General features: G+C 70.9%; 22 protein-coding genes and 2 pseudogenes. 12 read left to right on the forward strand and 12 right to left on the reverse strand.

Annotated elements, in window-relative coordinates:
- Positions 1-20: 20 nt before the first annotated feature.
- Entirely contained in the window at positions 21-1,193 is a 1,173-nt protein-coding gene (locus AB5J49_RS44550; RefSeq protein ID WP_369174563.1) for a sugar MFS transporter, read from the reverse strand.
- A 150-nt stretch (positions 1,194-1,343) separates the two neighbouring features.
- On the opposite strand from AB5J49_RS44550, the gene AB5J49_RS44555 reads away from it, so the two are divergent.
- From AB5J49_RS44555 to AB5J49_RS44565, 3 genes are all read left to right on the forward strand, one after another.
- Positions 1,344-2,108: a transcriptional regulator gene (locus AB5J49_RS44555; protein ID WP_369174564.1), complete on the forward strand. Its 765-nt coding sequence runs from the start codon at positions 1,344-1,346 to the stop codon at positions 2,106-2,108.
- Complete coding sequence (locus tag AB5J49_RS44560) at positions 2,105-3,082, forward strand: threo-3-hydroxy-L-aspartate ammonia-lyase (protein WP_369174565.1); 978 nt, start codon at positions 2,105-2,107, stop codon at positions 3,080-3,082. Before AB5J49_RS44555 ends, AB5J49_RS44560 begins: the two co-directional genes overlap by 4 nt.
- A 143-nt stretch (positions 3,083-3,225) precedes the next feature.
- Entirely contained in the window at positions 3,226-3,582 is a 357-nt protein-coding gene (locus AB5J49_RS44565; RefSeq protein WP_369175460.1) for a cupin domain-containing protein, read from the forward strand.
- Positions 3,583-3,626: 44 nt separating this feature from the next.
- Here AB5J49_RS44565 and AB5J49_RS44570 read toward each other — a convergent pair whose 3' ends face one another.
- On the reverse strand, positions 3,627-4,601 hold the full coding sequence (locus AB5J49_RS44570; RefSeq protein WP_369174566.1) for an NAD(P)-dependent alcohol dehydrogenase: 975 nt from the start codon (positions 4,599-4,601) through the stop codon (positions 3,627-3,629).
- Between the two features lie 103 nt (positions 4,602-4,704).
- Between AB5J49_RS44570 and AB5J49_RS44575 the strand changes: the two are divergent.
- Positions 4,705-4,942 (forward strand): annotated as a pseudogene (locus AB5J49_RS44575) (hypothetical protein); the annotation flags it as partial.
- 22 nt (positions 4,943-4,964) lie between these two features.
- Here the strand turns inward: AB5J49_RS44575 and AB5J49_RS44580 are convergent.
- A complete protein-coding gene (locus AB5J49_RS44580; RefSeq protein WP_369174567.1) occupies positions 4,965-6,323 on the reverse strand; it encodes a VWA domain-containing protein in 1,359 nt (452 codons plus the stop codon).
- A complete protein-coding gene (locus tag AB5J49_RS44585) occupies positions 6,320-7,195 on the reverse strand; it encodes an AAA family ATPase (RefSeq protein ID WP_369174568.1) in 876 nt (291 codons plus the stop codon). Before AB5J49_RS44585 ends, AB5J49_RS44580 begins: the two co-directional genes overlap by 4 nt.
- Positions 7,196-7,355: 160 nt before the next feature.
- Here AB5J49_RS44585 and AB5J49_RS44590 point away from each other — a divergent pair.
- Positions 7,356-7,747: pseudogene (locus AB5J49_RS44590) on the forward strand (TetR/AcrR family transcriptional regulator); the annotation flags it as partial.
- A gap of 49 nt (positions 7,748-7,796) precedes the next feature.
- Here the strand turns inward: AB5J49_RS44590 and AB5J49_RS44595 are convergent.
- Both AB5J49_RS44595 and AB5J49_RS44600 read right to left on the reverse strand, forming a co-directional pair.
- A complete protein-coding gene (locus AB5J49_RS44595) occupies positions 7,797-9,107 on the reverse strand; it encodes an FtsX-like permease family protein (protein WP_369174569.1) in 1,311 nt (436 codons plus the stop codon).
- A gap of 3 nt (positions 9,108-9,110) precedes the next feature.
- The gene (locus AB5J49_RS44600) at positions 9,111-9,896 is read right to left on the reverse strand and encodes an ABC transporter ATP-binding protein (protein WP_369174570.1); all 786 of its coding nucleotides are present in this window, start codon (positions 9,894-9,896) and stop codon (positions 9,111-9,113) included.
- A 256-nt stretch (positions 9,897-10,152) separates the two neighbouring features.
- Here AB5J49_RS44600 and AB5J49_RS44605 point away from each other — a divergent pair, with 256 nt between their 5' ends.
- Entirely contained in the window at positions 10,153-11,082 is a 930-nt protein-coding gene (locus AB5J49_RS44605; protein WP_369174571.1) for a hypothetical protein, read from the forward strand.
- Between the two features lie 303 nt (positions 11,083-11,385).
- The gene (locus tag AB5J49_RS44610) at positions 11,386-12,924 is read left to right on the forward strand and encodes an FAD-dependent oxidoreductase (RefSeq protein ID WP_369174572.1); all 1,539 of its coding nucleotides are present in this window, start codon (positions 11,386-11,388) and stop codon (positions 12,922-12,924) included.
- A 10-nt stretch (positions 12,925-12,934) separates the two neighbouring features.
- On the opposite strand, the gene AB5J49_RS44615 is transcribed toward AB5J49_RS44610, so the two are convergent.
- From AB5J49_RS44615 to rhaI, 6 genes are all read right to left on the reverse strand, one after another.
- Positions 12,935-13,576: a lactate utilization protein C gene (locus AB5J49_RS44615; RefSeq protein ID WP_369174573.1), complete on the reverse strand. Its 642-nt coding sequence runs from the start codon at positions 13,574-13,576 to the stop codon at positions 12,935-12,937.
- Entirely contained in the window at positions 13,573-15,060 is a 1,488-nt protein-coding gene (locus AB5J49_RS44620; RefSeq protein WP_369174574.1) for a LutB/LldF family L-lactate oxidation iron-sulfur protein, read from the reverse strand. The genes AB5J49_RS44615 and AB5J49_RS44620 overlap by 4 nt, the downstream gene beginning before the upstream one ends.
- The gene (locus AB5J49_RS44625) at positions 15,057-15,812 is read right to left on the reverse strand and encodes a (Fe-S)-binding protein (RefSeq protein WP_369174575.1); all 756 of its coding nucleotides are present in this window, start codon (positions 15,810-15,812) and stop codon (positions 15,057-15,059) included. Before AB5J49_RS44625 ends, AB5J49_RS44620 begins: the two co-directional genes overlap by 4 nt.
- A gap of 88 nt (positions 15,813-15,900) precedes the next feature.
- Positions 15,901-17,364 carry a rhamnulokinase family protein gene (locus AB5J49_RS44630; RefSeq protein ID WP_369174576.1) on the reverse strand — a complete coding sequence of 488 codons (1,464 nt, stop codon included), beginning with the start codon at positions 17,362-17,364 and terminating at the stop codon, positions 15,901-15,903.
- Positions 17,361-19,400, reverse strand: coding sequence for a bifunctional aldolase/short-chain dehydrogenase (locus AB5J49_RS44635; protein ID WP_369174577.1), 2,040 nt, complete (start codon positions 19,398-19,400; stop codon positions 17,361-17,363). Before AB5J49_RS44635 ends, AB5J49_RS44630 begins: the two co-directional genes overlap by 4 nt.
- A 175-nt stretch (positions 19,401-19,575) precedes the next feature.
- Entirely contained in the window at positions 19,576-20,736 is a 1,161-nt protein-coding gene (gene rhaI, locus AB5J49_RS44640; protein ID WP_369174578.1) for an L-rhamnose isomerase, read from the reverse strand.
- 282 nt (positions 20,737-21,018) lie between these two features.
- Between rhaI and AB5J49_RS44645 the strand changes: the two genes are divergently transcribed.
- The 5 genes from AB5J49_RS44645 (at position 21,019) to AB5J49_RS44665 (ending at position 26,074) form a co-directional block, all read left to right on the forward strand.
- Complete coding sequence (locus AB5J49_RS44645; protein WP_369174579.1) at positions 21,019-22,536, forward strand: sugar ABC transporter ATP-binding protein; 1,518 nt, start codon at positions 21,019-21,021, stop codon at positions 22,534-22,536.
- Positions 22,533-23,573, forward strand: a complete 1,041-nt coding sequence (locus AB5J49_RS44650; protein ID WP_369174580.1) for an ABC transporter permease — start codon at positions 22,533-22,535, stop codon at positions 23,571-23,573. Before AB5J49_RS44645 ends, AB5J49_RS44650 begins: the two co-directional genes overlap by 4 nt.
- Complete coding sequence (locus AB5J49_RS44655) at positions 23,566-24,561, forward strand: ABC transporter permease (protein WP_369174581.1); 996 nt, start codon at positions 23,566-23,568, stop codon at positions 24,559-24,561. Before AB5J49_RS44650 ends, AB5J49_RS44655 begins: the two co-directional genes overlap by 8 nt.
- 95 nt (positions 24,562-24,656) lie before the next feature.
- A complete protein-coding gene (gene rhaS, locus AB5J49_RS44660; RefSeq protein WP_369174582.1) occupies positions 24,657-25,736 on the forward strand; it encodes a rhamnose ABC transporter substrate-binding protein in 1,080 nt (359 codons plus the stop codon).
- 17 nt (positions 25,737-25,753) lie between these two features.
- Positions 25,754-26,074 (forward strand): L-rhamnose mutarotase, encoded by a 321-nt coding sequence (locus tag AB5J49_RS44665; protein ID WP_369174583.1) that lies wholly within the window; start codon positions 25,754-25,756, stop codon positions 26,072-26,074.
- The last annotated feature ends 2 nt before the right edge of the window (positions 26,075-26,076 follow it).

The raw sequence follows: 26,076 nt of genomic DNA on the forward strand, positions 1-26,076 counted from the left end.
CCATGAAGTGCGCGGCGGGTTCAGCGAGTTCGGGTACTGCGGATGAGCCAGAGGGTGGCGGCCAGGCACAGCGCCGAGACGCCGGACAGTACGAGCGGCACCGCGCGGATCCCGGACCACTCGATGGCCTTGCCCAGCGCCGGACCCGCCACCACGCCGCCGACCATGGAGGCGGCGATGACCACCGCTCCCGCTCTGCGCGCCTGCGGGGCAACCCGGTTCAGCCACGGCAGCCCGGTGGGGAAGATCGGCGCGATGAACAGGCCGACACCCGCGTACGCGTACGGAGCCAGTGCGGGGACAGCGGCGAGCAGCAGGCACACCGTCATGCCCGCGCACGAGACCGTGATGATGGCCTGGGCCGAGAAACGCAGCGCGATCGGGGCGACCAGGAAGCGGCCGACGGTCATCATCAGCCAGAACACGGACGTCGCGGTCGCGGCGAATGAGGCGCTGTGGCCGACGGTCTCCAGATGGGTCGGCTCCCAGCCGCCGACACCGGCCTCGATGCCGACGTGCAGGACGTACAGGGCGACGAACACGGCGAGTACGGAGCCGAGACTGCGGGCCAGGACCTGGCCGCCGTACGACTCGCCGGACGCCTCGGACGGCTGCGGCGCCCGGTCGCGTACGCCGCGCAGGCAGAGCAGCAGCGGCAGGTTGGCCAGCGCGAAGCCCAGGAAGACGGCCGGGTAGTGTGCGGCGCCGACCACGCCGATCAGGGCCGGGCTGAGGATCGCGCCGATGCCGAAGTGGGCGTGGAGGATGTTGAGCATGGCGGTCGAGCGGTGGCCGAAGCCGACGGCGAACAGCTGATTGAGGCCGTAGTCGATACCGCCGAAGCCGAGCCCGGCCAGCAGGGCCATGGCCAGGGCGGTCGGCCAGTTCGGCGCCAGCGCCAAGCCGGCCGCGCCGAGGGCCATCAGCAGATACGAGGCGCCCAGGATCCGCCGATTGCCGATCCGGCCGTAGAGCCGGTCGAAGAGCAGTACGCCGACCACCCCACCGACGAAGTGTGCGCTCAGCCCGAGGCCGGCCGCCGAAGGGGACAGGCCGAACTCCTCGCGGAACGCGGGAATCGCGGGGCCGTACAGGGCCTGGAGGGCGCCCATGAGCACGAAGCCCACACAGGAGGCGACTGCGGCGACGGGGCTGAAGACGCGGGGGTGCTGGGGTGCCGACGTCACTGTCATGGAGCTGGATGTTACCGGTAACATCTCGCCCGTCGTCAAGGTCCGTGCCGCACTCCGGAGACTTGGACTGACAGTACAAGCGATGGACGAGTAGTCTAGACGTGGCTCGGTGGGTTGCACGCCGGGCCAAGGGCGGACGAGGAGTGCGTGATGGCGGCCGAGCAGGCCCTGGAATCCGAGCGTGACGCGATCGTCGCCGCGCTGACGCCCGTCATCGACGGGCTCGCGGCCACGTTCGGGCCGATGTGCGAGGTGGTCCTGCACGACTACCGGCGGCCGGAGAAGTCCGTGGTCGCCGTGGCCGGTTCGCTGACCGGGCGGGTCGTGGGCGGGGCGATGAGCGAGATCGGCATGCGCATCGTCGCGCGCGGCGACGGGGCGGGCGACGAGCTGAACTACGTCACCAGGACCCGGAGCGGCAAGCTGGTCAAGGCGTCCACCATGGTGCTGCGGGACTCCACCGGCACCGTGTTCGGCGCCCTCTGCGTCAACCTGGACGTCACCGCCGTCGGTGACGCCCACGCCCTGCTCGGCGCCCTCGCCGGCATCGGCGGCACCCCGGCCGATGTGCCGGTCACCACCTTCGGCAACGACATCGACTCCGTCGTCGACGCCATCCTCGACGCCCACCAGCTCCGGCAGAACGGCAGTTGGGCCGCTCTCGACCGCGGCCGGCGCCTGGAGCTGTTCCGCGGCCTGGACGAGCGGGGCGTCTTCGCCGTGCGGCGCGCGATCGAACAGGTCGCGGCCCGGCTCGGCATCTCCCGAGCGTCCGCCTACAGCTATCTCTCGCAGGCGCGCGCCGACGCCCAGGCGGCGCCGGACCGGGCGACAAAGCGGGCGACCGACCGCGCGACGGACCGCCCGACCGATCGCGCAGCGACCGACAAGACATCCCCTGGAGGACACGCGTGACGACCACCACCCCGCCCGTCACCCTCGACGACGTCCGCGATGCCGCCGTGCGGCTCAAGGGCGTCGCGCACCGCACGCCGGTGCTGCGCTCGCGGACGCTCGACGAACTCGTCGGTGCCGAGGTCTTCCTCAAGTGCGAGAACTTCCAGCGCGTCGGCGCCTTCAAGTTCCGTGGCGCCTACAACGCGGCCTCGCGGCTGACGCCGGAGCAGCTCACCCGCGGCATCGCCGCCTACTCGTCCGGGAACCACGCCCAGGCCGTCGCCCTGGCCGCCCGGGAACTCGGCACCACCGCGGTGATCGTCATGCCCGAGGACGCCCCGCCGTCGAAGCGGGCGGCGACCGCCGGCTACGGCGCCGAGATCGTGACGTACGACCGCTACACCGGCGACCGCGTCGCGATCGGTGAGGCCCTGGCCGCCGAGCGCGGCCTCGCCCTCATCCCGCCCTACGAGCACCCGCACGTCATCGCAGGCCAGGGCACTGCCGCCCTCGAACTTCTCGAAGAGGTGGGGGAGTTGGGCGCACTGGTCACGCCGGTCGGCGGCGGCGGACTGATCGCCGGCAGTTCCACGGTGGCCAAGGGCCTGCACCCGGACATCCGGATGATCGGCGTCGAACCGGAGGCCGGCGACGACACCAAGCGATCCCTGGAAGCGGGGCGGCGCATCAGCATCCCGGTGCCGCACACCATCGCCGACGGACAGGCCCTGCACACCCCCGGGGAACTGACCTTCTCCGTGAACCGGCGGCTCGTCGACGAGATCGCGCTGGTCAGCGACGACGAGATCCGGGACGCGATGCGGTTCGCGTTCGAGCGCCTGAAGATCGTCGTCGAGCCGAGCGGCGCCACCCCGCTGGCCGCCCTGCTCACCGGCCGGGCGGGTGCGCTGCCGCGCCGGGTCGGCGTGATCATCTCCGGCGGCAACGTCGATGCCGAGCGCTTCGCCGAGCTCTGCGGTAAGCAGGCCTGAGCGGGCGTTCCCCGATTGGCGGCCCCGGATGGACGGGCGGACGATGGACTGGTAGGGGGTCGGCCGCCGACGGCGGTGTCCTGGGCCACCGGGGAGACCGGCCCCGGTCGCGGTGATCCGCGGCCGGAAGGGAGCGCGTCATGGTGTTGGAAGTGAAGCCGCTCGAGAAGCCCGACGAGCGCCGTGATTTCCCCCGCGGCCACCTCGAAGCCGTCCACATGACGGATCTCGACTTCGCTGTGGCCACCTTCGAGCCCGGCTGGCGTTGGACGGAGTCCGTGGGCCCGATCGCGGGCACCGAGAGCTGTCAGATGCACCACAACTGCTACATGGTTCAGGGCCGCATGCACATCCGCATGGATGACGGCGGCGAACAGGAAGTCGGCCCTGGCGATGTCTTCGTCTGCTCGCCCGGACACGACGCCTGGGTCGTGGGCGACGACCAGGTCGTGGTCTACGACTTCCAGGGGCAGACGGCGAGGGAGTACGCGAAGTCGTAGTAGCGGGGTGCTCGGCGTAGCACCGCTCGGCCCACGCCGGCACCTCACACGGTGACGACGACCTTCGCGCGCGCGTGCTCCACCTCCACGTACCGGATCGCCTCGGCCGCCTCGCTGAGCGGATACGTCCGCTCGACGACCGGGGCGATCTTTCCGGACTCGGCGAGTTCGCGCAGCGCCGCGAGGTTCGCCCTGCTCTGCCTGGCGGGAAGTTCGAGCAGCCGCTGGCGGGCGAAGGGCGCCGCCACCCGCCTCTTGAAGAAGAGCCCCATCGGTCCGACGACGCTGCCGCCCTCGTACACGCCGCCGCCGGACAACACGAGCGTGCCGGTGGGAGTGAGCGCGCGCCGGAACCCGGCCAGTGAGTGGTTGCCCACCAGGTCCAGCACGACGTCGTACCGCCGGCCGCCCCGGGTGAAGTCCTCGCGGGTGTAGTCGATGACGTGATCCGCGCCGAGTGAGCGGACCAGGTCCACGTTCCTCGTGCTGCACACCGCGGTCACCTCCGCGCCGTACGCCTTGGCGAGCTGCACGGCGAACGTGCCCACACCGCCCGACGCGCCGTTGACCAGGACCGTCTGGCCCGGCTGCACCCGGCCCACGTCCCGCAGTCCGATGAGGGCGGTGTTCCCCGCCAGGGGTATCGCGGCCGCCTGCTCGAAGGTCAGGTTGGCCGGCTTCGGGCCCACCATGCTGTCCTTGGCGCACACGTACTCCGCGAACGCGCCGTCGGCCTCACCGAACACGTCGTCGCCGGGCTTGAGCCCCATGACCCCGCTGCCCACCGCTTCGACGCGGCCTGCGAAGTCCCGGCCGCGGACCCTGGCCTTCGGCCTGGTGACTCCGAGGACCAGGCGGGCGATCTTCGGGTCACCGTGCATCAGGTGCCAGTCGTAGGCGTTGACCGAGGCCGCGTGCACCCGCACCAGCACCTCGTCGGCCGCCGGCACCGGAGTGTCGAAGTCCCTGAACTCCAGCGTGTCCGCCGAGCCGTACCGGTCCTGCACCACTGCCTTCATGGGGTCCCCCTCTGTTTGTGGCGAGCGTACGGAAGGCCCACGGAACCGGATATCGGGGACGAACCCTGATTTTCTCCGGAGCCGACCCCGACCTTGCCCGGAGAAGAAGGTGGACGCCACCGCCCGCGACCCGCGCCCCGTCACCCACCCCGACGCCGTGCCGCTCGCGCTGGACCGCTGCTGGTCACCCGCGCCTTCGTTCCCGTGATCGAGCGCAACGGCGGCGGCCACATCCTCGATGTCGCCTCGACCTGAAGCCGCGCGGCATCGACATCTCGCGGCAGGTCAAGGCAGGGCTGGCGGCCGATCCGGTCGCCCTCTCCCCTCAGCTCGCCGCCTGATCAGCTCCTGATCAGGTCCTGATCACACCGGCAGCAGGCGTGCCACCAGCGCGCTGAGCTGCCGGGCGGTGCGGCACTCGTGCATCTCGACCAGCTCGGCGTAGCCGGGCGCGGCGGAGTCGCCCGTACCCCAGCGCGAGCGCTGCTCGGGGTTCAGCCAGTAGACGCGGCGCGCCTGTTCGGCGATCTGCCGTACCGCCGGCAGGTTCGGGTCGCTCATGTTGGTGCGGGCGTCACCGAGGACGAACACGGTCGTGCGCGGGCCGACCGCGTCGCCGTACCGCTCGGCGAACTCGCCCAGCGCCATGCCGTAGTCGCTGCTGCCGTGATAGCCGGTGAGCGTGGCCTCCGCCTCGATGCGCGCACTGAGCCCTTCCGGGTCGGCGGTGCCGCGTTCGAGCAGCCCGGTCACCTCGTCGATCCGGTTGACGAAGGCGAACACGCGTACCTTGCTGAACTGGTCGTGCAGGGCCTGCACCAGCAGCATCGTGAAGTCCGAGAAGCCGGACACCGAGCCCGACACATCGCACAGCAGCACCAGTTCGGGGCGGACGGGACGCCGCCGGCGCAGCACCGGCTTCATCGGCACCCCGCCCGTCGACAGCGAGCCGCGCAGGGTTCGCCGTAGATCGATCGAGCCCCGGGAGGCGCGGCGGCGACGTGCCGCGAGCCGGGTCGCGAGCTTGCGGGCGAGTGGTTGAACCGCCCTGCGCAGCTCGGCCAGTTGAGCCTTCCCCGCGAACAGGAAGTCGACCCGGTCGGCGGTCGGGGGCACCGCCCGCCGGGCGATCTCGTCCCGGCCCCGCCGCTCGGCGACCCGGCGCCGCGCCTCCGCGGCCACCAGCGCCCTGAACGCCTCGATGCGCCGGCGGATCTCGTCCTCCAGCAGCCGGTCGGCGAACCCCGAACTGCCGCCCTGCGCCCGGACGTTGTCACGGACGCGGGCGAGCAGGGTCTGCGGACGCAGTCGTTCGAGCGCCTGGTACGACGACCAGCCGTCCGACTCCGGCGAGGAGCCGTAGCCACCGAAACCGTCGACCGCCTCGACCGCCAACCGGCCCATCATCGCCTGGTCGTTGGCGGTGAGCGCGGCCGCCAGCCGTTCGCGCAGGTCGTCCCGTCCCGCGGCCTTCTGCTCCGGCCCGCCGACACCGCGCGGGAAGTACAGGTCGAAGACCGGGTCGAACACCTGCCGCTGGCCGGTGCCGTGCAACAGCGTCGCCGCCAGCCCCTCGCGCAGCAGCTCCCGGTCCGCGAGCCCGAGCGCCTCCACTGCCTGCGCCGCGTCCACCGTCTCGCCGGTACCGATCCGGACGCCGTGCGCCCGCAGCGCCCCGACGAGCGACGTCAGCCGCTCCGCGACACCCGCGGGGGTGGTCACCGGGCGCCCAGGGTGTCCAGGGCGTCCAGGTCCAGCTTGGCGGACGCCTTGAGTACGTCGTCCTGGTGCTTGAGGAGGACGCCGAGCGTGGCCTGCACGACCGTCTCGTCCAGCGTGTCGGCGCCGAGCGCGAGCAGCGTGCGCGCCCAGTCGATGGTCTCGGCGACCGAGGGCACCTTGCGCAGGTCCATCGCCCGCAGCGCGCCCACGACCCGTACGACCGACCGGGCCAGCGCCTCGTCGAGCCCCGGCACCTTCAGCCGTACGATCCGGCGCTCCAACTCCTCGTCCGGGAAGCCGATGTGCAGGAAGAGGCAGCGGCGGCGCAGCGCCTCGGACAGCTCCCGGCTCGCGTTGGAGGTGAGGACGACGAACGGGCGGCGCGTCGCGCTGATCGTGCCCAGCTCGGGGACGGTGACCTGGAAGTCGCTGAGCACCTCCAGCAGCAGGCCCTCCACCTCGACGTCCGCCTTGTCGGTCTCGTCGATCAGCAGCACCTTGGGGTCGTCGCCCCGGATGGCCGTCAGCAGCGGCCGCGTGAGCAGGAACTCCTCGCTGAAGATGTCCGTGCGTGCCTCGTCCCACGTCTCGTCGCGGCCCGCGCTGATGCGCAGCAGCTGCTTGGCGTGGTTCCACTCGTACAGCGCCCGGGACTCGTCGACCCCCTCGTAGCACTGCAGACGCACGAGCCGTGCCCCGGCGACCTCGGCGACGGCCTTGGCCAGCTCCGTCTTGCCGACCCCGGCGGGGCCCTCCACCAGGAGCGGCTTGCCGAGGCGGTCGGCGAGGAAGACGGTCGTGGCGACCGCGGGCGAGGCGAGATAACCGGTCTCGGCCAGACGTGCGGAGACGTCGTCGACGGATGTGAACAACGGGGCCTCCAGCTCGGCGGCATGTCGGAGTAGCTGTCTGTCGGAGTACCTATCTAAGCGCTTGTTCACCTTGTCTGCCACCCCCGATTCCGCGGACCTCCCCGACGGATACCGATCGGTGTCCGCCAGTACGGCAGCGCGGTAACCTCGCCGTACGGCCACGACAGACAAGGCGTCCACCCAGGACCGGCTCCTCGACGCGGCGGCCGAGCTCTTCTACCGAGACGGTGTCTGCCTCGGTGTCGAGGCGCTGTGCCGGACGGCCGCGGTCTCCCCGCCTACCAGGGCTGCCCCTACCTCGCCGCACTGGTCGAGCTGAAGGATCCCGACCATCCGGCGAGTGTGGTCGCGCGGGGAGCGAAGGAGCGGCTTCAGGGCTTCCTCCGTGCGTGTGCCGAGGAGGGCGAAGCGCGGGATCCGGAGCTGCTCGCCCGGCAGCTGATGCTGGTCTTCGACGCGGCCGGCGCACGGGCGGGGGCCCGGGTCGAGACGCTGGACGGGCTGGCTGTGGCAACGGTGACCACGCTGCTGGACGCGGCCGGCGTGACGTGACGGCAAGGGGCGGCCGCCGAAGCAGCCGCCCCCGTCGTGCCCACCGTGCTCATGACGCCACGGCCACCGCCCCGACCGCCTCGGTGCGCAGCATCCGCCGGGCCGTGACCAGGCTCGTCCCCAGCGTCACTGCCGCCGCGATCGCGACCACCGCGGCACCGGTGCCGTAGACCTCGCCCGGCAGTACCCCGTCGGTGCGGACCAGGGTGAACGGGACGATCCCGGCCAGCGCGGCCACCATGCCGAAGAGGGTGCCGGCGACGGTGATGATCAGCGTCTCGACACCTACCGTCCCGAGCACCTGGCCCGGTGTCGCCCCCGCCAGGCGCTGCTGCCCGAATTCCCGCACGCGGTAACTCGTCGCCGCGTAAAGCGAGTTGACCAGCATCACGCAGACGAAGACCACGATGATGCCGACCACCGTGAAGTTGAGCGTTTCGAGGTTCTTGGCGTCGACCGACTTCGTCAGCCCCGAGGCCTCGACGGCGTCGCTCTCCACCGCCTGCATGGTGAGCGTGGCCGTGGCCACCGCGGTGAACAGGATCAGCGACATCAGGATCCCGGCCAGCTGACCGGCCCGCTCCCGCAGATTCCGTACGGCCAGCCAGCCGATCGCCCCGCTCAGCGGCAGCCGGTCCAGTACGCCCTCCAGCAGCCGCGGTGCCCTCAGCGCGAAGCCCACCGACAGCAGGATCGCCCCGTAGGCAGGCGGCGCCATCAGGGCCGCGTCCGTCGCCGAGAACACGAAGGTGGAGCAGAGCGACGCAGCCCCGGTGAGCAGCGCCGCGTACGCGAGGAACTTCCGTGCCCCGCCCCGCCGTTCGTGCCCGCGCGTCGCCCGCCGTACGGCGAGGAAGGCGGCGCCCGCCGACGCGAGCAGCGTGATGTCGATGCCCGTCATCAGGGCGACCGGGCCGAAGGAGTGGTCGACGGACTCGGCGACCTGACCGCTGTCCTGGAACACCTCCAGCAGGGCCCGCCCACCCAGCATTGCCGGCCCGATCGCCAGCGCCGCGCCCACCAGGGCCACGACCACCGCCTCGCCGACCACCATCCGCCCCAGCTGCGCCGGAGTCGCCCCCGAGCAGCGCAGCAGCGCCAACTCGGCCGTGCGTTGACGGACGTTGACCGTCAGGGTGGAGGCGACGGCGAAGAAGACCAGCAGGGTGCCGTAGCCGCCGACCACGCCCGCCGCGGTCGACAGCGTCTCCGCGCTGGTCGAGTCCACGCCGTCCTGCGCCGCCGTGTCGTGCATCGAGTTGAACGTCATGATGATCGCCGCGCCCAGGAACGCGGACAGCAGCGTCGCGAGGAACCGTCCGGGGCGGTGCCGTATCGACCGCATGGCCAGCAGGAACATCGCTCACACCCCCGTCGCCACGTTGTCGCCCAGGTGCGCGAGGCGTTCGGCCACCGCATCCGCCGTCGGGGCGTCCAGCCGGCCCGCGAGTCGGCCGTCCGCAAGGAAGAGCACCGAGTCGGCGTAGGAGGCGGCGACCGGGTCGTGGGTCACCATCACCACGGTCCGGCCGTGCACCCGCACCGCCTGCTGGAGCAACCGCAGCACGTCGCGTGCGCTGCGCGTGTCCAGGGCGCCGGTCGGCTCGTCCGCGAAGATCACCCGAGGCTCCGTCACCAGGGCGCGGGCGATCGCCACGCGTTGGCGCTGACCGCCGGACAGCTGGTCGGGGCGGTGCCCGAGCCGGTCGCCGAGGCCGACGGAGGTCAGGACCTCCTTGGCTCGCTCGCGGTCGACGCGCTGCCCGGCGAGCTTGAGCGGCAGCACCGTGTTCTGGGCGACGGTCAGCGTCTGAAGCAGGTTGTACTGCTGGAACACGAACCCGATCCGTCCCCGCCGGAACTTCGTCAGCTCGGCCTCGCCGCCCCCGGTCAGCTCGGTGCCGTCCACCCGCACGATGCCGCTGTCGGGCCGGTCGAGCCCGGCCGCGCAGTGCAGCAGCGTCGTCTTGCCGGACCCCGAAGGCCCCATCACCGCGGTGAAGGTGCCCCGCCCCAGACCGAGGGTGACGCCGTCCAGAGCCGTCACGGCGCTGTCGTGCGCACCGTAGGTCTTGGTGACCTTGACCAGCCGGAGCGCCTCGGCGGCGGGCCCCTTGTCGTGCGCGCGTCGCGAGCCTGAGCGAAACATCGTCACCACTCTCCGTCCGGCACTCCCTGTGCCCTGCCGAAGAAGCTACGGAGCCGGCGAGCCGAAGACATTGGGCGCAGAACCCGTATTGCCCGGTGTACCCAGCGACACCCCCGGGCGGGGGCCCGGCGGAGGTCATGGCTCCGTGACATCGGTGACCGGACCGGTGCCGTGGGGAGGCTTCCGGCCCGGACCCGGCACCGGTACAGCTTTCTCATGACGGTCAACGGGGGACTGTCATGAACGGGGGGCTGCCATGACGGACAACGGGGGACGCCGCCACCCGTGGTGGCGGGCATTGCGGGAGTCGGTCCAGGGGGCCGACACCGAGTTGCGGCCCGAAGGGCTCAGGGAGGTCGTGCCGGCCGGCTTCGACGGCACCTATGTGCAGTTCGGCGATCTGTATCCCGAACAGCAACTGCAACTGCAGCTTCTCCTTGGCGCCTCGCAGCGTGCCTTCGAGCGCAGGACGCGGGTCGCGGCGCGGGTCGCGGTGGCGCGGGTGCTCGGTAACGCGCTGAGCGATCCGCGGCTCGCCGACGCCAAGCCGAACGAGCACCTGACCGCCTATCTCGACCAGGAGATCCACGACTTGAAGGGCCGGCTGGCGCAGGACAGCGCGACCGCCGTCAGCCGGGGCCTCAACATCGGCCTCGCCGTCGGCTCATCCGCGAGCCTCGCCCTGCTCGCCGTGCCGCTGCTCTGGGGCGTCGACCTGCTCGGCGCCCTCGGCGTGACGCTGAACTGCACCGACCGCTGGAGCCTGCTCGGCGCGTTCGTGTGCGGCGGCGTCGGGGCGTTCGGGGCCGTGCTCAGTGTGCTGGTGCGGCTGCGGGGCAGCGTGGACCAGCTGACGCGGCGACTGACCGACGGGCGTGAGGACGTCGTCGTCCCCGGCCAGATGGCCCGCAGCATGCGCCACGAGGGCGTCTACCGCGTGTTCGTCGGCTGGATACTCGCCCTCGCCGTCTACTTCCTGCTCAGCGGCGGCATCGTGCCGGTCTTCGAGTCACCCGCCACCGCAGCCGAGATCTGCCCGGCCACGGGAACCCCTGGATCGGCCGCCAAGGGCACCGAGTTCTGGGGCTTCTGGTGCGCCATCGGCTTCGTGGCGGGCTTCAATGAGCGGTGGGCCTTCGGCATCCTGAGCCGCGCCTCGACGAGGCGATCGGGGAAGAGCGCCTGACCCCACGGCGCTCGCCACGGCACGCGGCGCCGCACCCGGGGCCATGGCGGCCGGGATCCTCGGCAGCGGGCGCCCGCATCGGCGGCCCCGCCCCACCCCGCCTCACCGCCGCCGAGGGCCTGACGGTCGGGCACGGAACGCGCCCTCGGCGTGGATCCCTGGTGGCGACCACGCCCGACACCCCGCCCACCCGGACACGGTGCGTGAGGGCCGGATCCCCTGTCCCGGCCGCGGCCGTCGACGCCCCGGCCTGCCAGGACGGCACCGTCGTGTGGCGCAGCCGGTCCGGGGAACTCGGCCGCCATGGACGATCAGGGCCGCACCCACACGTCGTACTGGATCGAGACGGCACCGCCCGGCGAGCTCGCACCCCCGCCGGACGGGGACCTCACCGTCGAGGTCGCCGTGGTGGGCGCGGGCATCGCCGGGCTCAGCACCGCCTGGGAACTGGCCCGGCGCGGCCTCGGCGTCGCCCTGCTGGAGGCGGACCGCCTCGCCGCCGGCGTCACCGGGCACACCACGGCCAAGCTGAGCGCCCAGCACACCTTGATCTACGACCGGCTCCGCCGCACCCGCGGCAAGGAGGGGGCACGCCTGTTCGCGGCCTCGCAGATGGACGCGATCCGACACGCCGCCCAGACCGCGGACGTGCTCGGCATCGAGTGCGACTGGGAGGGCACGGCGGCGTACACCTACGCCGAGGACGGCGACCGCACCGACGAGCTGCGGGCCGAGGCCACCGCGGCCCGGGATGCGGGTCTGCCCGCCGAGTACGTGACCGACACGGATCTGCCGTTCCCGGTCGCGGGCGCGGTCCGGGTCGAGGAACAGGCACAGTTCCACCCCCGCAAGTACCTGCTCGCGCTCGCCGAGGACCTGCGCCGCCTGGGCGGCCGGGTGCACGAGCACACACGCGTGGTCGGTCTCTCCGAGGGCGGACGGTGTGTCCTGACGACCGAGGACGGGGTGAAGGTGACCGCGGGGTCCGTCGTGGTCGCCACCCACTATCCGATCTTCGACCGGGCCCTGCTGTTCACCCGGCTCTCGCCCCGCCGCGAACTGGTGGTCGCCGCTCCCATCGAGTCGGCCGCCGCTCCGAGCGGCATGTACATCACCCCCGAGCAGAACACCCGCTCCGTACGCACGGCACCCTACGAGGACGGCAAGCGCCTGCTCATCGTCACCGGAGAGCACTTCACCCCCGGCACCGGCGACGATGTCGAGGCGCGGTTCGGGACCCTGTCCGCGTGGGCGGTGGAGCGCTTCGGGGACCTCGACTTCACGCACCGGTGGGCCACGCAGGACAACGACCCCACCGACTCCGTGCCCCTCGTCGGCCCGCTGCACCCCGCGAGCCGGCACACCTACGTGGCCACCGGTTTCGGCGGCTGGGGCCTTGCGAGCGGGATCATGGCGGGCCGCCTCCTGTGCGATCTGGTCACCGGCCGCGAGAACGCGTGGAGCGACCTGTACGACCCGCGCCGCGTGACGTCCGTCCTGCGCGAGGGGAAGGGCTTCCTCAAGCACCAGGCCGACGTGGCACGCCACTTCGTCGGCGACCGGCTCCAGCACCTGCCGGGCCCCTCGACCACCTCGGTGGACGAGATCGCCCCCGGTGACGGCGCCGTCGTCCACGTGTCCGGCAAGCGCTGCGCCGTCCACCGCGACGAGGACGGAAAGGTGCACGCCGTCTCCGCGAAGTGCACGCACCTGGGCTGCCTCGTGGCGTTCAACCGCGCCGAACGGGCCTGGGAATGCCCGTGCCACGGCTCCCGCTTCGATCCCGACGGCCATGTGGTGCAGGGCCCGGCGGGGCGGCCCCTGGAGCCGCGGGACATCTGAGGGGACGGACTCAGCCGACCAGGACGACCTCCAGGGTGCGCGGACCGTGCACTCCTTCGACCCGGTCCAGTTCGATGTCGCTGGTAGCCGACGGGCCGGAGATCCACGTCAACGGGCGGGCCGGGTCGAGGCCTTCGAGGGCCTGCGGGACGGAGGAGACGACCTGTTCGGGGACCCGTACGACACAGATGTGGTGGTCGGGGACGAGGGTGATGCGGCGACGGCCCTGGTCGGGGGAGCCGTCCAGGACGATGGTGCCCGTCTCGGCGACGGCCACCGCGCACGCCGTGACCACACTGTCGATGCGGTCCAGTTCGGCCGGGGTGCTCTCCGTCCGGTCCGGGATCCGCTCCGCGTCGGTCGCCGAGAGCCACTCCGGCTCCAGCCCCGGCGGCACGAGCACCGTCTTCGAGCCTCGCGCGGCGAGCATCCCGGCGATGGTGGCGGGCAGGTCGGCGGCTGTGCAGCGGTGCACGATCGCCCGATAGTCCGCCAGGTTCTCGGCCAGCAGATCCACGGTCTGCTCGACACCGCGCTCCCCGTGCTCGCGCAGATAGTCGCGCACAACCGCCTGTTCGTACGGCGTGCCGTCCGTCGGCGCATCCGCCAGCGCGCGCCGCACCCGGCCCAGGATCCGTTCCCTGCTGCTCACTTGCCGCCGTCCTTTCCGCCGTTCGTCCGCTGCCACCAGTCCCGGAACGGCTCCTGCGGCACGGTCGGCAGCTCCCGCGTCCCGCTCCACGCCTTGCCCGGCCCGGGCAGCGAGCGCGGATGAAGGCGCCGGGTGCGCGAGGCGAGCCGCTGGCCGGTGCGCAGGGCTCCCGGGCGGCTGAACGCCCAGCGCGCCGCCCGCATCGCGGCCCGCTCGGCGGCATGCCCCTTCGCGGGCTTCAGCACCACCTTGTTGCCCTGCGCGGTCACCTGGCCGCCCTGCACCACCCGCTCCCGCAGATGCACCAGCACCTCGGGGATGTCGATGGCGACCGGGCACACCTCGTAGCAGGCACCGCACAACGACGACGCATACGGCAGCGAGGCGTCGATCTCGCTTGTCACGCCCCTCAGTTGAGGGCTGAGGATGGCGCCGATCGGGCCCGGGTAGACCGAGCCGTAGGCGTGCCCGCCGGCCCGCTCGTACACCGGGCACACGTTCAGGCACGCCGAGCAGCGGATGCAGCGCAGGGCCTGGCGGCCGACCTCGTCGGCGAGGGTGTCGGTGCGGCCGTTGTCGAGCAGGACGAGGTGGAAGTGGCGCGGGCCGTCAGCCGTGTCGGAGTCTGTCGTACCGGTCCACATCGACGTGTACGGGTTCATGCGCTCGGCGGTGGAGGAGCGGGGGAGTGTCTGCAGGAACACCTCCAGGTCCCGCCACGTCGGCACGATCTTCTCGATGCCGACGACCGAGATCAGCGTCTCGGGCAGCGTCAGGCACATCCGCCCGTTGCCCTCGGACTCCACGACCACCAGCGTGCCGGTCTCGGCGACCATGAAGTTGGCGCCGGAGATGCCGACCTTGGCGCGCAGGAACTTCTCGCGCAGGTGGAGGCGGGCGGCCTCGGCGAGTTCGGCGGGTGTGTCGGTGAGTCCCTCGGGGGCCGGGCGGCCCCACTCGCTCATCTCGCGCTCGAAGATGTCGCGGATCTCGCCGCGGTTGCGGTGGATCGCCGGAACGAGGATGTGCGAGGGCCGGTCCTTGCCCAACTGCACGATCAGCTCGGCGAGGTCGGTCTCGTAGGCGCGGATGCCCTCCGCTTCCAGCGCCTCGTTCAGCCCGATCTCCTGCGTGGCCATCGACTTGACCTTGACGACCTCCGTCTCACCGGTCGCCTTGACGAGGTCGGCCACGATCCGGTTGGCCTCGTCGGCGTCCGCGGCCCAGTGGACGATGCCGCCCGCCGCCGTGACCGACTCCTCCAACTGCACGAGATACCGGTCGAGATGACGCAGCGTATGGTCCTTGATCCGCTTCCCGGCCTCCCGCAGCTGCGCCCAGTCGGACACCTCCGCGACGGCCTTGGCCCGCTTGGCGCGGATGGTGTGCGTGGCGTGCCGGAGATTGCCGCGCAGGGTCTGGTCGTGTACTGCCTCGTGCGCGGCCTTCGGAAAGGCCGGCATTCCTACGAACGTCCCGCTCATACGGCCGGCTCCTCCTCCGTGCTCGCCAGGATCTCCGCGATGTGCACCGGCCGCATGCCGGTCCGCAGCCGGGCCATGGTCCCGCCGATGTGCATCAGACAGGAGTTGTCCGCCGCGCACAGCACGTCGGCGCCCGTCGACTCGGCGTTGCGTACCTTGTCCGTGCCCATCGCCGCCGAGACATCGGAGTTCTTCAGCGCGAAGGTGCCGCCGAAACCGCAGCACTCGTCGGCGCCCGGCAACTCGGCCAACTCCAGCCCCTTGACGGCCTGGAGCAGCCGCCGGGGCCGGTCGCCGAGGCCCAGGCCGCGCAGCCCGTGACAGGTCGGGTGATAGGTCACCTGGTGCGGGTAGTACGCCCCGACGTCCGTCACCCCCAGCACATCCACCAGGAACTCCGTCAGCTCGTACGTCTTCGGCACCACCGACGCCAGCGTCGCGGAGAGGGTGTCTCCGCGCCCTTCGGCCCGCGCCCGCTCTCCCATCCGCGGATACAGCTCGCGCACCATCGCCCCGCACGATCCGGACGGGGTGACGATCGCCTCGTACTCCCCGAAGACATCGGAGAAATGCCGGGCCAACGGCTCGGCCTCGTGCCGGTATCCGGTGTTGTAGTGCGCCTGGCCGCAACAGGTCTGGGCCATCGGGAAGTCGACCTCGACGCCCAGCCTGGTCAGCAGTTTCACCACGGCGCGCCCGGTGTCCGGATAGAGCGTGTCGTTGACACAGGTCAGGAACAGGGCGACACGCATCGCGGCTCCTTGTGATCGATCATCGGATGAGTGCAGGGTAGTGCGGGCGCGCGGCCCGGGGGAGACCCCGCTCACCGTCGGGTGATTTTCACCCCCGGGTGAGCCGGGCCTCCGCCTCGTCCCAGCGTGCCGCGTCCCCCCGCGGCTCGTACCGCGTCAACGGCTGCGTACGGGTGAGCAGTCGCCGCCCGTCCGCAAGGTCGCCGACCAGCCCGTGGGTCCGGGCCTGGACCAGGACGTTCCCGAGGGCGGCGGCCTCGGTCGGGCCGGCCACCACCGGCAGCCCGCAGGCGTCGGCGGTCAGCTGGCACAACAGAGCGTTGCGGGTGCCGCCCCCGACGACGTGCACGACCTCGACCGGATGGCCGGCCAGCCGCTGTGCCTCGGCGATCGCCCTGCGATGGGCGAGGGCGAGCGAGTCGAGGATGCAGCGCGTGGTCTCGGCGGGCGAGGCGGGCACCGGCTGCCCCGAGGCACGGCACGCCTCGGCGATGCGCTCCGGCATCCGCCCCGGCGCCAGGAACGCCGCGTCCCCCGCGTCCACGACCGACCGCAGCGCCGGCACCTTGGACGCGTCGAGCAGCAGCCCGCCCAGATCGGGCTCGCCCCATGCCCGTACGCACTCCTGGAGCAGCCACAGCCCCATGATGTTCCGCAGATACCGGACCGTGCCGTCCAGCCCCAGCTCGTTGGTGAAGTTGGCGGCCCGGCTCTCCTCGGTGAGCACGGGGGCGCCCAGTTCAAGGCCCGCCAGCGACCAGGTGCCGGTGCAGATGTACGCGAACCGCTCGCCCTCTGCCGGGACGGCGGCCACGGCGGACGCGGTGTCGTGCGACCCGACCGCCGTCACCGGCACCGGACCGGCGAGCCCGGTGTCCTCCAGCACCTCGCCGCGCAGCAGCCCCGCCGGATCGCCGGGTTGTCTGAGCGGTGCGAACAGGCCCAGGTCGATGCCCAGCCGGGAGGCGATGCCGTAGGACCAATCCCGCGTCCGGGGATCGATCAGCTGGGTGGTCGAGGCGTTGGTGAGCTCGGTGCCCTGCTCGCCCGTGAGCCAGTAGGAGAGCAAGTCCGGGATGAGCAACAGCCGCTTGGCGTACGGCAGTTGAGCCGAGGATCGGGCTGCGGCCAGCTGGTACAGGGTGTTGAAGGGCGCGTACTGCAACCCGGTGGCGGCGTACAGCTCCGCCGCAGGGACGGTCGCCCACGCCTTCTGAGCGACGCCCTCGGTCCGGGAGTCGCGGTAGTGAACGGGATTGCCGAGCAGCGCCCCGTCGGCGTCCAGCAGCCCGTAGTCCACGGCCCAGCTGTCGATGCCGACCGAGTCGAGTTGTCCACCGCAGTGGGCACCGGCCGCCCGCAGCCCCTCCAGGACCCCCGCGTACAGCGCGAGGACGTCCCAGCGCAGCCCCTCGGGCACCCGCACGGGCCGGTTCGGGAAGCGGTGCGCCTCGGTCAGCTCCAGGCTGTCGGGGCCGACGCGGCCGACCATGACACGCCCGCTGGAGGCGCCCAGGTCGACCGCGGCGTACGACTTCACGGCCGCGCTCACCGCAGGAAGGCGGCCGCGACGCCGGCGTCGACCGGGATGTGCAGTCCCGTGGTGTGGGTCAGGTCGCCGCCGGTGAGGGCGAAGACCGCATTCGCGACATGGTCGGGGAGCACCTCGCGCTTGAGGATGGTCCGCTGGGCGTAGAACTCGCCCAGCTTCTCCTCCTCGACCCCGTACACCGCGGCCCGCTTGGCCCCCCAGCCACCGGCGAAGATCCCGGACCCACGCACCACGCCGTCCGGGTTGATCCCGTTGACGCGAATGCCGTGCTCACCCAGCTCGGCCGCGAGCAGCCGCACTTGATGGGCCTGGTCGGCCTTGGTGGCGGAGTAGGCGATGTTGTTGGGTCCGGCGAAGACGGCGTTCTTCGAGGCGATGTAGACGATGTCACCGCCCAGCTGCTGAGCGATCATCACGCGCGCCGCCTCCCGCGACACGAGGAAGGAACCGCGCGCCATGATGTCGTGCTGGAGGTCCCAGTCCTTCACCGACGTCTCCAGCAGCGGCTTGGAGATGGAGATACCGGCGTTGTTGACCACCAGATCGACCCCGCCGAAGGCCAGCACGGCCGCCTTGAAGGCCTCGGCGATCTGCTCCTCGGACGTGACGTCGACCGTCACCGCGACGGCCTTGTCGGACCCGCCGAGCTCCTCGGCGACGGCCTGGGCGTTCTCGGCGTTGAGATCGGCGACGACCACGCAGGCGCCCTCGGCGACGAGCCGCTGCGCGATGGCCTTCCCGATCCCGCTGCCCGCGCCCGTCACCAGCGCGACCCGAGTCGCGAGCGGCTTGGGCCTCGGCATCCGCTGGAGCTTGGCCTCCTCGAGCGCCCAGTACTCGATACGGAACTTCTCGGACTCCTCGATGGGCGCGTACGTGGAGACAGCCTCCGCGCCCCGCATCACATTGATGGCGTTGACATAGAACTCGCCGGCCACCCGGGCGGTCTGCTTGTCCTTGCCGAAGCTGAACATGCCGATGCCGGGGATCAGCACGATCGCCGGGTCGGCGCCGCGCATGGCGGGGGAGTCGGGCAGCGCGTGCCGCTGGTAGTAGGCGGCGTACTCCTCGCGGTACTCGGCGTGCAGCTCCCCCAGCCGGGCGACGGCCTCGTCGAGGGGAGCGGTGGGCGGCAGGTCGAGGACGAGTGGGCGGACCTTGGTCCGCAGGAAGTGGTCGGGGCACGAGGTGCCCAGGGCCGCGAGGCGCGGGTGCTCGGCGCTCGCGAGGAAGTCGAGGACGACCTCGGAGTCGGTGAAGTGACCGACCTGCGGCCGGTCCTGGGAGGCGATGGCGCGGATGACCGGCGCCAGCGCCGCGGCCCGCTCCCGCCGCTCGACGGCGCCGAGCGCCGCGTACCCCTCGATCACCGGCCCGAAGGGCTGCGGCTTCCCGCGCTCGGCGAGAAACGCCTCGGCGGTGCGGATGATGTGCAGCGAGTTGCGCTCGCACTCCTCGGAGGTGTCGCCCCAGGCGGTGATGCCGTGCCCGCCGAGGACGCACCCGATGGACTGCGGGTTGGCCTCCTTGACGGCGGCGATGTCGAGCCCCAGCTGGAACCCGGGCCGCCGCCACGGCACCCACACCACGGTGTCACCGAAACACTCGGCGGTCAGCTTCTCGCCGTCGGCGGCGCAGGCGAGCGCGATACCGGAGTCGGGGTGCAGATGATCCACGTGCGCGGCCTCGACCAGCCCGTGCATGGCGGTGTCGATGGACGGAGCCGCCCCACCCTTGCCATGCAGGCAGTAATCAAAGGCGGCGACCATCTCGTCCTCACGCTCGACGCCCGGGTAGACGTCGACGAGTGCCCGCATCCGATCCAGCCGCAACACCGCCAGCCCCGCCTCGGTGAGCGTTCCGAGATCACCACCGGACCCCTTGACCCACATCAGCTCGACGTCACCACCGGTGACGGGGTCGGTGTCGGTGCCCTTGGCGGAGGCGTTTCCGCCGGCGTAGTTCGTGTTGCGGGGGTCGGAGCCGAGCCGGTGGGACCGGGCGAGGAGGGCGTCGGCTTCGGGATGGGGAGACATGGTTTCCAGTCCTTAGAAGAAGAGTTTCTCGATGGGCGCCATCAGGGGCGCAGGGGATCAGGCGCGAAGCGCCGATGCCCAGGGGCGCGGGCTGTATTGATGTGCGGCTCCGCCGCGCGGGCGCGACCAGCCACACACGGCCCGCAGCGCGCAGACAACAGAACTCGGCAGACGCTTACGCCCCCCACCCGGCCTGCTCCCCGCCAACCCGCTCAGCCACGATCTTCTCGGCCCACCCGGACCGGCGGTACGCAGCAATGGGGTCGGCGTCGAGACCCATCTCGCCCCGCATTTCAGCGAGCAGCGGCCGCACATCCGTGTTGTACGCGTCCATCAGCACGGCGTTGGCCTCGAGCACGTCCCCCGACCTCTGCGCTTCAGCCAGCGCCGACGCGTCGACGAGCAGCGCCTTCGCCGTGGCCTCCTGCACGTTCATCACCGACCGGATGATCGCCGGGATCTTCGCCTCGATGTTGTGGCACTGGTCGAGCATGAACGCGACCTCGGGAGAGAACCCACCCCCGCGCACGACCTCGTACATGATCCGGAACAGCTGGAACGGGTCCGCGGCGCCCACCATCAGGTCGTCATCCGCATAGAACCGGGAGTTGAAGTCGAACCCGCCGAGCTTCCCCTCCCGCAGCAGCGTCGCGACGATGAACTCGATGTTGGTCCCGGGGGCGTGATGCCCGGTGTCGACCACGACCTGCGCCTTCTCGCCGAGCTTCAGACAGTGCGCGTACGCCGTACCCCAGTCCGGCACATCCGTCGTGTAGAACGCCGGCTCGAAGAACTTGTACTCCAGCAGCATCCGCTGCCCGTCCCCGAGCCGCCCGTACACCTCGAAGAGGCCCTCGGCCAGCCGGTCCTGCCGGGCCCGGATGTCGTCCTGCCCGGGGTAGTTCGTGCCGTCCGCGAACCACAGCTTCAGATCCCGTGACCCCGTGGCGTCCATGATGTCGACGCACTCCAGCAGATGGTCCACGGCCTTGCGCCGCACCACCGCGTCGGGATGGCAGATGCTGCCCAGCTTGTAGTCGTCGTCCTGGAACGTGTTGGAGTTGATCGCGCCCAGCTTCACGCCACGCTCTTCGGCGTGCTTGGCCAGCGCCGCGTAGTCGTCGACCTTGTCCCACGGAATGTGCAGGGCGACGGTCGGCGCGACACCCGTGAACGCGTGCACCTGAGCCGCGTCGTCCAGCTTCTCCCACGGCGTACGCGGAACGCCCTGCTGGGCGAACACCTTGAACCGTGTTCCCGAGTTCCCGTACGCCCACGACGGCGTTTCGACTGCCTGGGTCTTGAGTGCGGCCTTCACCGCGGCGAGCTCGGTCACTGAGGGCTCCTGTGACGTCGGGACGGAAGTCGGGCGGTAGACATCTGAACGGCTTCGCTGTGAAACGATTCAAGAGGGGAACGTATGAGTCGCCCGGAGGGGTGTCAACCCCCGAGACCAAGGCTGTTTCTTGTGACTCGCCCGTGACCTTTATTCATCGAAACTTTTTCGATACGGACCCATTGACGTGACATGCGCTCCGTGCCTAACGTCCCGGCAACCAAGTTGAAACCTTTCACGACGCCGAGAGGGCCGTCCCGCCGGTGTCGTCGAGGAGCCCCCATGACCCACCCGTCCAAAACGGGTCCGGCCCCGGTTCTGGCGCTCAAGGACATCTCCAAGTCCTTCGGCGCGGTCCGCGCCCTGCGGGACGTCTCCCTGGAGCTGTTCCCCGGGGAGGTACACGCCCTCGCAGGAGAGAACGGCGCGGGCAAGTCGACCCTCATCAAGACGCTCGCCGGCGTGCACCGGCCCGACGCGGGCCAGGTGTTGCTCGACGGTGCCCCCGTCGTCTTCCACGGCCCCGGTGACGCCCGCGACGCCGGCATCGCCGTGATCTACCAGGAGCCGACGCTCTTCCCCGACCTGTCGATCGCCGAGAACATCTTCATGGGCCGCAGGCCGCGGCGCGCGCTCGGCCGGATCGACCACAAGGCCACCCACGCCGCGACCCTGGCCCTGATGCGGCGCCTCGGCGTCGAGCTCGACCCCGACCGCCCCGCGCGCGGCCTGTCCATCGCCGACCAGCAGATCGTCGAGATCGCCAAGGCGCTCTCCTTCGACGCCCGCGTCCTGATCATGGACGAGCCGACCGCCGCCCTCACCGGCAGCGAGGTCGCCCGCCTCTTCGGCGTCGTCCGCGCCCTGCGCGAACAGGGCGCCGCCGTCCTCTTCATCTCCCACCGGCTGGAGGAGATCTTCCAGATCTGCCGACGCGTCACGACCCTGCGCGACGGTGCCTGGATCGCCAGCGAGCCGCTGGACGGCATGACCGAGGACGACCTGGTCCGCCGGATGGTCGGCCGCGACCTCGACGAGCTGTACCCCAAGCAGGACGTGAAGCCGGGCGAGGTCGCCCTGAGCGTGCGCCGGCTGACCCGCGAGGGCGTCTTCACCGACGTCTCCTTCGACGTACGACGCGGTGAGATCGTCGGCCTCGCCGGGCTCGTCGGCGCGGGGCGTACCGAAGTCGCGCGGGCCGTCTTCGGCATCGACCGCTGGGACGCCGGCGAGGTCTGCGTCGACGGCAGGGCTCTGACCAACGGAGCCCCGTCCACCGCCATGGCCTCCGGCCTCGCCCTCGTCCCCGAGGACCGGCGCGCCCAGGGCCTGGTGATGGACATGTCCATCGAGCGCAACATCGGCCTCACCGGACTCCGTACGACCGTCAGGGCCGGCCTCATGGACCGCGGCGCCGAACGCAGCCGGTCCCTCGACTGGGCCGTCAAGCTCCAGGTGAAGTACGCCCGGATCGCCGACGCCGTGTCCACCCTGTCCGGCGGCAACCAGCAGAAGGTCGTCCTCGCCAAGTGGCTCGCCACCGGCCCCAAGGTGCTGATCGTCGACGAACCCACCCGGGGCATCGACGTCGGCACCAAGGCCGAGGTGCACCGGCTGCTCAGCGAGCTCGCCGCCGACGGCGTGGCCGTCCTGATGATCTCCTCCGACCTGCCCGAGATCCTCGGCATGGCCGACCGCGTGCTCGTGATGCACGAGGGCCGCCTGACCGCCGAGATCCCGCGCTCCGACGCCACCGAGGAAACCGTGATGGCCGCAGCAACCGGGAGGGCCGCCGCATGACGGTGATCACTCCCAAGGAGGCCCCTGTCACCGACGTACCGAAGTCCAGCGGCACCCGCCTGGTCGACCGCGTCTTCAAGATGCGCGAACTGGCCATCCTGGTCGTCTTCGTGGTGATGATCGTCGTCACCCAGCTCGGCAACAGCGAGTTCCTCACCGAGCAGGGCATCAAGGACCTGCTCCTGAACGCGACGATCCTCGTCCTGGTCGCCACGGGCCAGTCCCTGGTGGTGATCACGAGGAACGTCGACCTGTCGGTCGGCTCCACCCTCGGCGTCAGCGCCTTCGCCGCCGGTACGTACCTCCAGGGCGGCGGCAACCCGGTCATCGCCGTGCTCCTCGCGGTCCTGCTGGGCATCGGCTTCGGCCTGCTCAACGGCCTCCTCGTCAGCCTCGGCCAGGTGCCCGCGCTCGTCGTCACCCTGGGCACGCTCTACATCATCCGCGGCATCGACTCGATCTGGGTCGGCTCCCGCCAGATCACGGCGGCCGACCTCCCGGACGGCTTCGTCGACTTCGGTTCCGGCGGCATCTTTGCGGTGCCGTGGCTGGCGCTGATCGCCGTCGCCGTCCTGGTGGCGACCGCGTACTACCTCAAGCACTACGGCAGCGGACGCGAGCTGTACGCGCTCGGCTCCAACCCGGAGGCCGCCCGCCTCGCCGGCATCCCCGTCCGCAAGCGGATCCTCGCCGCGTACACCTTCTGCGGTGCGCTCGCCGGACTCGCGGGCGCCATGTACCTGGCCCGGTTCGGCAACGTCGACTCCAGCACGGGCAACGGCTACGAACTCACCGTCGTCAGCGCGGTCGTGGTCGGCGGTGTCGTCTTCACCGGCGGCTCCGGCAGCGTCTACGGCGCGGCGCTCGGCGCGCTGCTGCTGACCTCCATCAACAGCGTGCTGCCCGCCCTCGGCGTCAGCTCCGTCTGGGTGCTCGCCATCAACGGCATCCTGCTCATCCTCGCCATCGCGGTCGACCGGATCGTCGCGCTGCGCGTGGCCACCGCCCTGAAGAAGAGGAACGCCCGCCATGGCTGACTTCTCCCCGAGCCGAGCGATCCGCTGGTCCTCCTTGAAAAGGTGGGATTCAGCCGTCGGCGTGCTTCTGATCGTCGTGCTCCTGCTGTCCTTCGCGACGGTCGACGGTTTCGGGAACGCTTTCAACCTGTCGTTCCTGATCGGAAGCACCCTTCCGATCGCAATGATCGCCCTGCCGATGACGCTCCTGGTCGTCTCGGGCGAGATCGATCTCTCGGTCGCCTCCACGGCAGGTCTGTCGGGTGCGGTGATGGGCGCCCTGTGGAACCAGGGCATGGCGATCGAGACGATCATTCCGATCTGTCTGTTGCTCGGCGTGGTCTGCGGGCTGGTCAACGGCCTGCTGGTGACCAAGCTGGGGCTGCCGTCCCTGGCCGTCACCATCGGTACCCTCGCCGCCTATCGCGGCATCGCACAGATCGTGCTCGGCTCCGACGCGGTGACCGACTTCCCCACCCAGTACCTGGACTTCGCGGCCGGACGCATCGGCGACACCTTCATCCCGTACGCCTTCCTGCCCTTCCTGGTGCTCCTCGCGATCGCCGTGATCGTCCTGCACGCCACCCCGTTCGGACGGTCGGTCTTCGCGACCGGCGCGAGCGAGGAGGCGGCGAGGTTCGCCGGTATCCGGGTCAAGCGACAGAAGCTGATCCTGTTCACGGTGACCGGCCTGATGGCCTCCCTCACCGGCATCTTCTGGGCGCTGCACTACGCCAGCGCCCGCTACGACAACGCCACAGGGCTCGAACTCTCCGTCGTGGCGGCCGTCCTGCTCGGCGGCATCGACTTCGACGGCGGCAAGGGCACGTTGGGCGGCGCCATCGCCGGGGTCTTCCTGCTGGGGGCGCTGCAGAACGTGATGAGCCTCCAGGACGTCTCCGCCCAGTCGCAGATCGTCGTCACGGGTGTCCTGCTGGTGCTGTCGGTGCTTGGGCCTCGTGTTGCACGGCAGATCTCCATCGCGAGGGCGCAAAGGCTTACGTCGTAGCGCCGTTCGAAAGCTGCCGGCCGTCAGTGGCCGGTCGCGCAGTTCCCCGCGCCCCTAGGTACTTCCACTCGCCCTTCTTCAAAAGGAACCCCGCCATGCGTAAGTCTTCTCTCCGCCGTAGCTGCGCGGCCCTCGCCGCCGGAACCTCGCTCGCCCTGGCGCTGACCGCCTGTGGTGGCACCACCAAGAAGGACGTGGCCGACGAGGGTGCCTCCGCGGCCTCCACCGCCAAGGCGGACCCGAACGCGGCCACCAAGAAGGGCCTGACCGTCGGTTTCCTGCCCAAGCAGGTCAACAACCCCTACTTCACCTCCGCCGACAAGGGCGGCGAGGCGGCCCTGAAGGAGCTGGGCTCCAGCTACAAGGAGGTCGGCCCCTCCAGCGCCACCGACACCGCCGGCCAGGTCTCCTACGTCAACACGCTCACCCAGCAGCAGGTCGACGCGATGGCCGTCTCCGCGCAGGACCCGGGCGCCCTGTGCACCGCGCTCAAGCAGGCCATGAAGAACGGCATCAAGGTCGTCACCTACGACTCCGACACCACCGCCGGCTGCCGCAACGCCTTCGTCTCGCAGGCCTCCGCCGAGGACCTCGGCCGCACCGAGGTGCAGCTGCTCGCCAAGCAGATCGGCTACAAGGGCGAGATCGCGATCCTGTCCGCCGCGCAGACCGCGACGAACCAGAACATCTGGATCGACTTCATGAAGCAGGAGCTCAAGGACCCCAAGTACAAGGACATCAAGCTCGTCAAGGTCGCCTACGGTGACGACGACGCCCAGAAGTCCTTCCAGCAGACCCAGGGCCTGCTCCAGGAGTACCCGAACCTGAAGGGGATCATCTCCCCGACCACCGTCGGCATCAAGGCCGCCGCCCAGTACCTGTCCGGCTCCAAGTACAAGGGCGAGGTCAAGCTGACCGGCCTCGGCACCCCCAACGACATGCGCAAGTACGTCAAGAACGGCACCGTCGAAGCCTTCGAGCTGTGGGACCCGGCGAAGCTCGGCGACCTGGCCGCCCGCGCCGCCGTCGCCCTGGTCTCCGGCCAGATCACCGGCAAGGAGGGCGAGACCTTCAAGGCCGGCGGCACCACGTACACCATCGGCAAGGACGGCGTGATCAGCCTCGGCAAGCCGACCGTCTTCGACGCGAAGAACATCGACCAGTTCAACTTCTGAGATCCGGAGGGTTGTTGATGCAACGCGTGTGCTTCCTGCTGAAGGTCAGGGCGGAGCGACTGGAGGAGTACCGCGAGCGGCACGCCGCCGTGTGGCCCGAGATGCTCGAGGCGCTCTCGGCCACCGGCTGGCACAACTACTCGCTCTTCCTGCGCGAGGACGGCCTGCTCGTCGGCTACCTGGAGACCGAGGACTTCGCGGCCGCCATGGCCGGTATGGAAGCCACCGACGTCAACGCCCGCTGGCAGGCGGAGATGGCGCCGTTCTTCGAGTCGTTGGACGGCGCCCGGCCCGACGAGGCGATGAAACCGCTCACCGAGGTGTTCCACCTCGCCTGATA

The sequence above is a fragment of the Streptomyces sp. R28 genome (assembly GCF_041052385.1).
GTDB lineage: Bacteria > Actinomycetota > Actinomycetes > Streptomycetales > Streptomycetaceae > Streptomyces.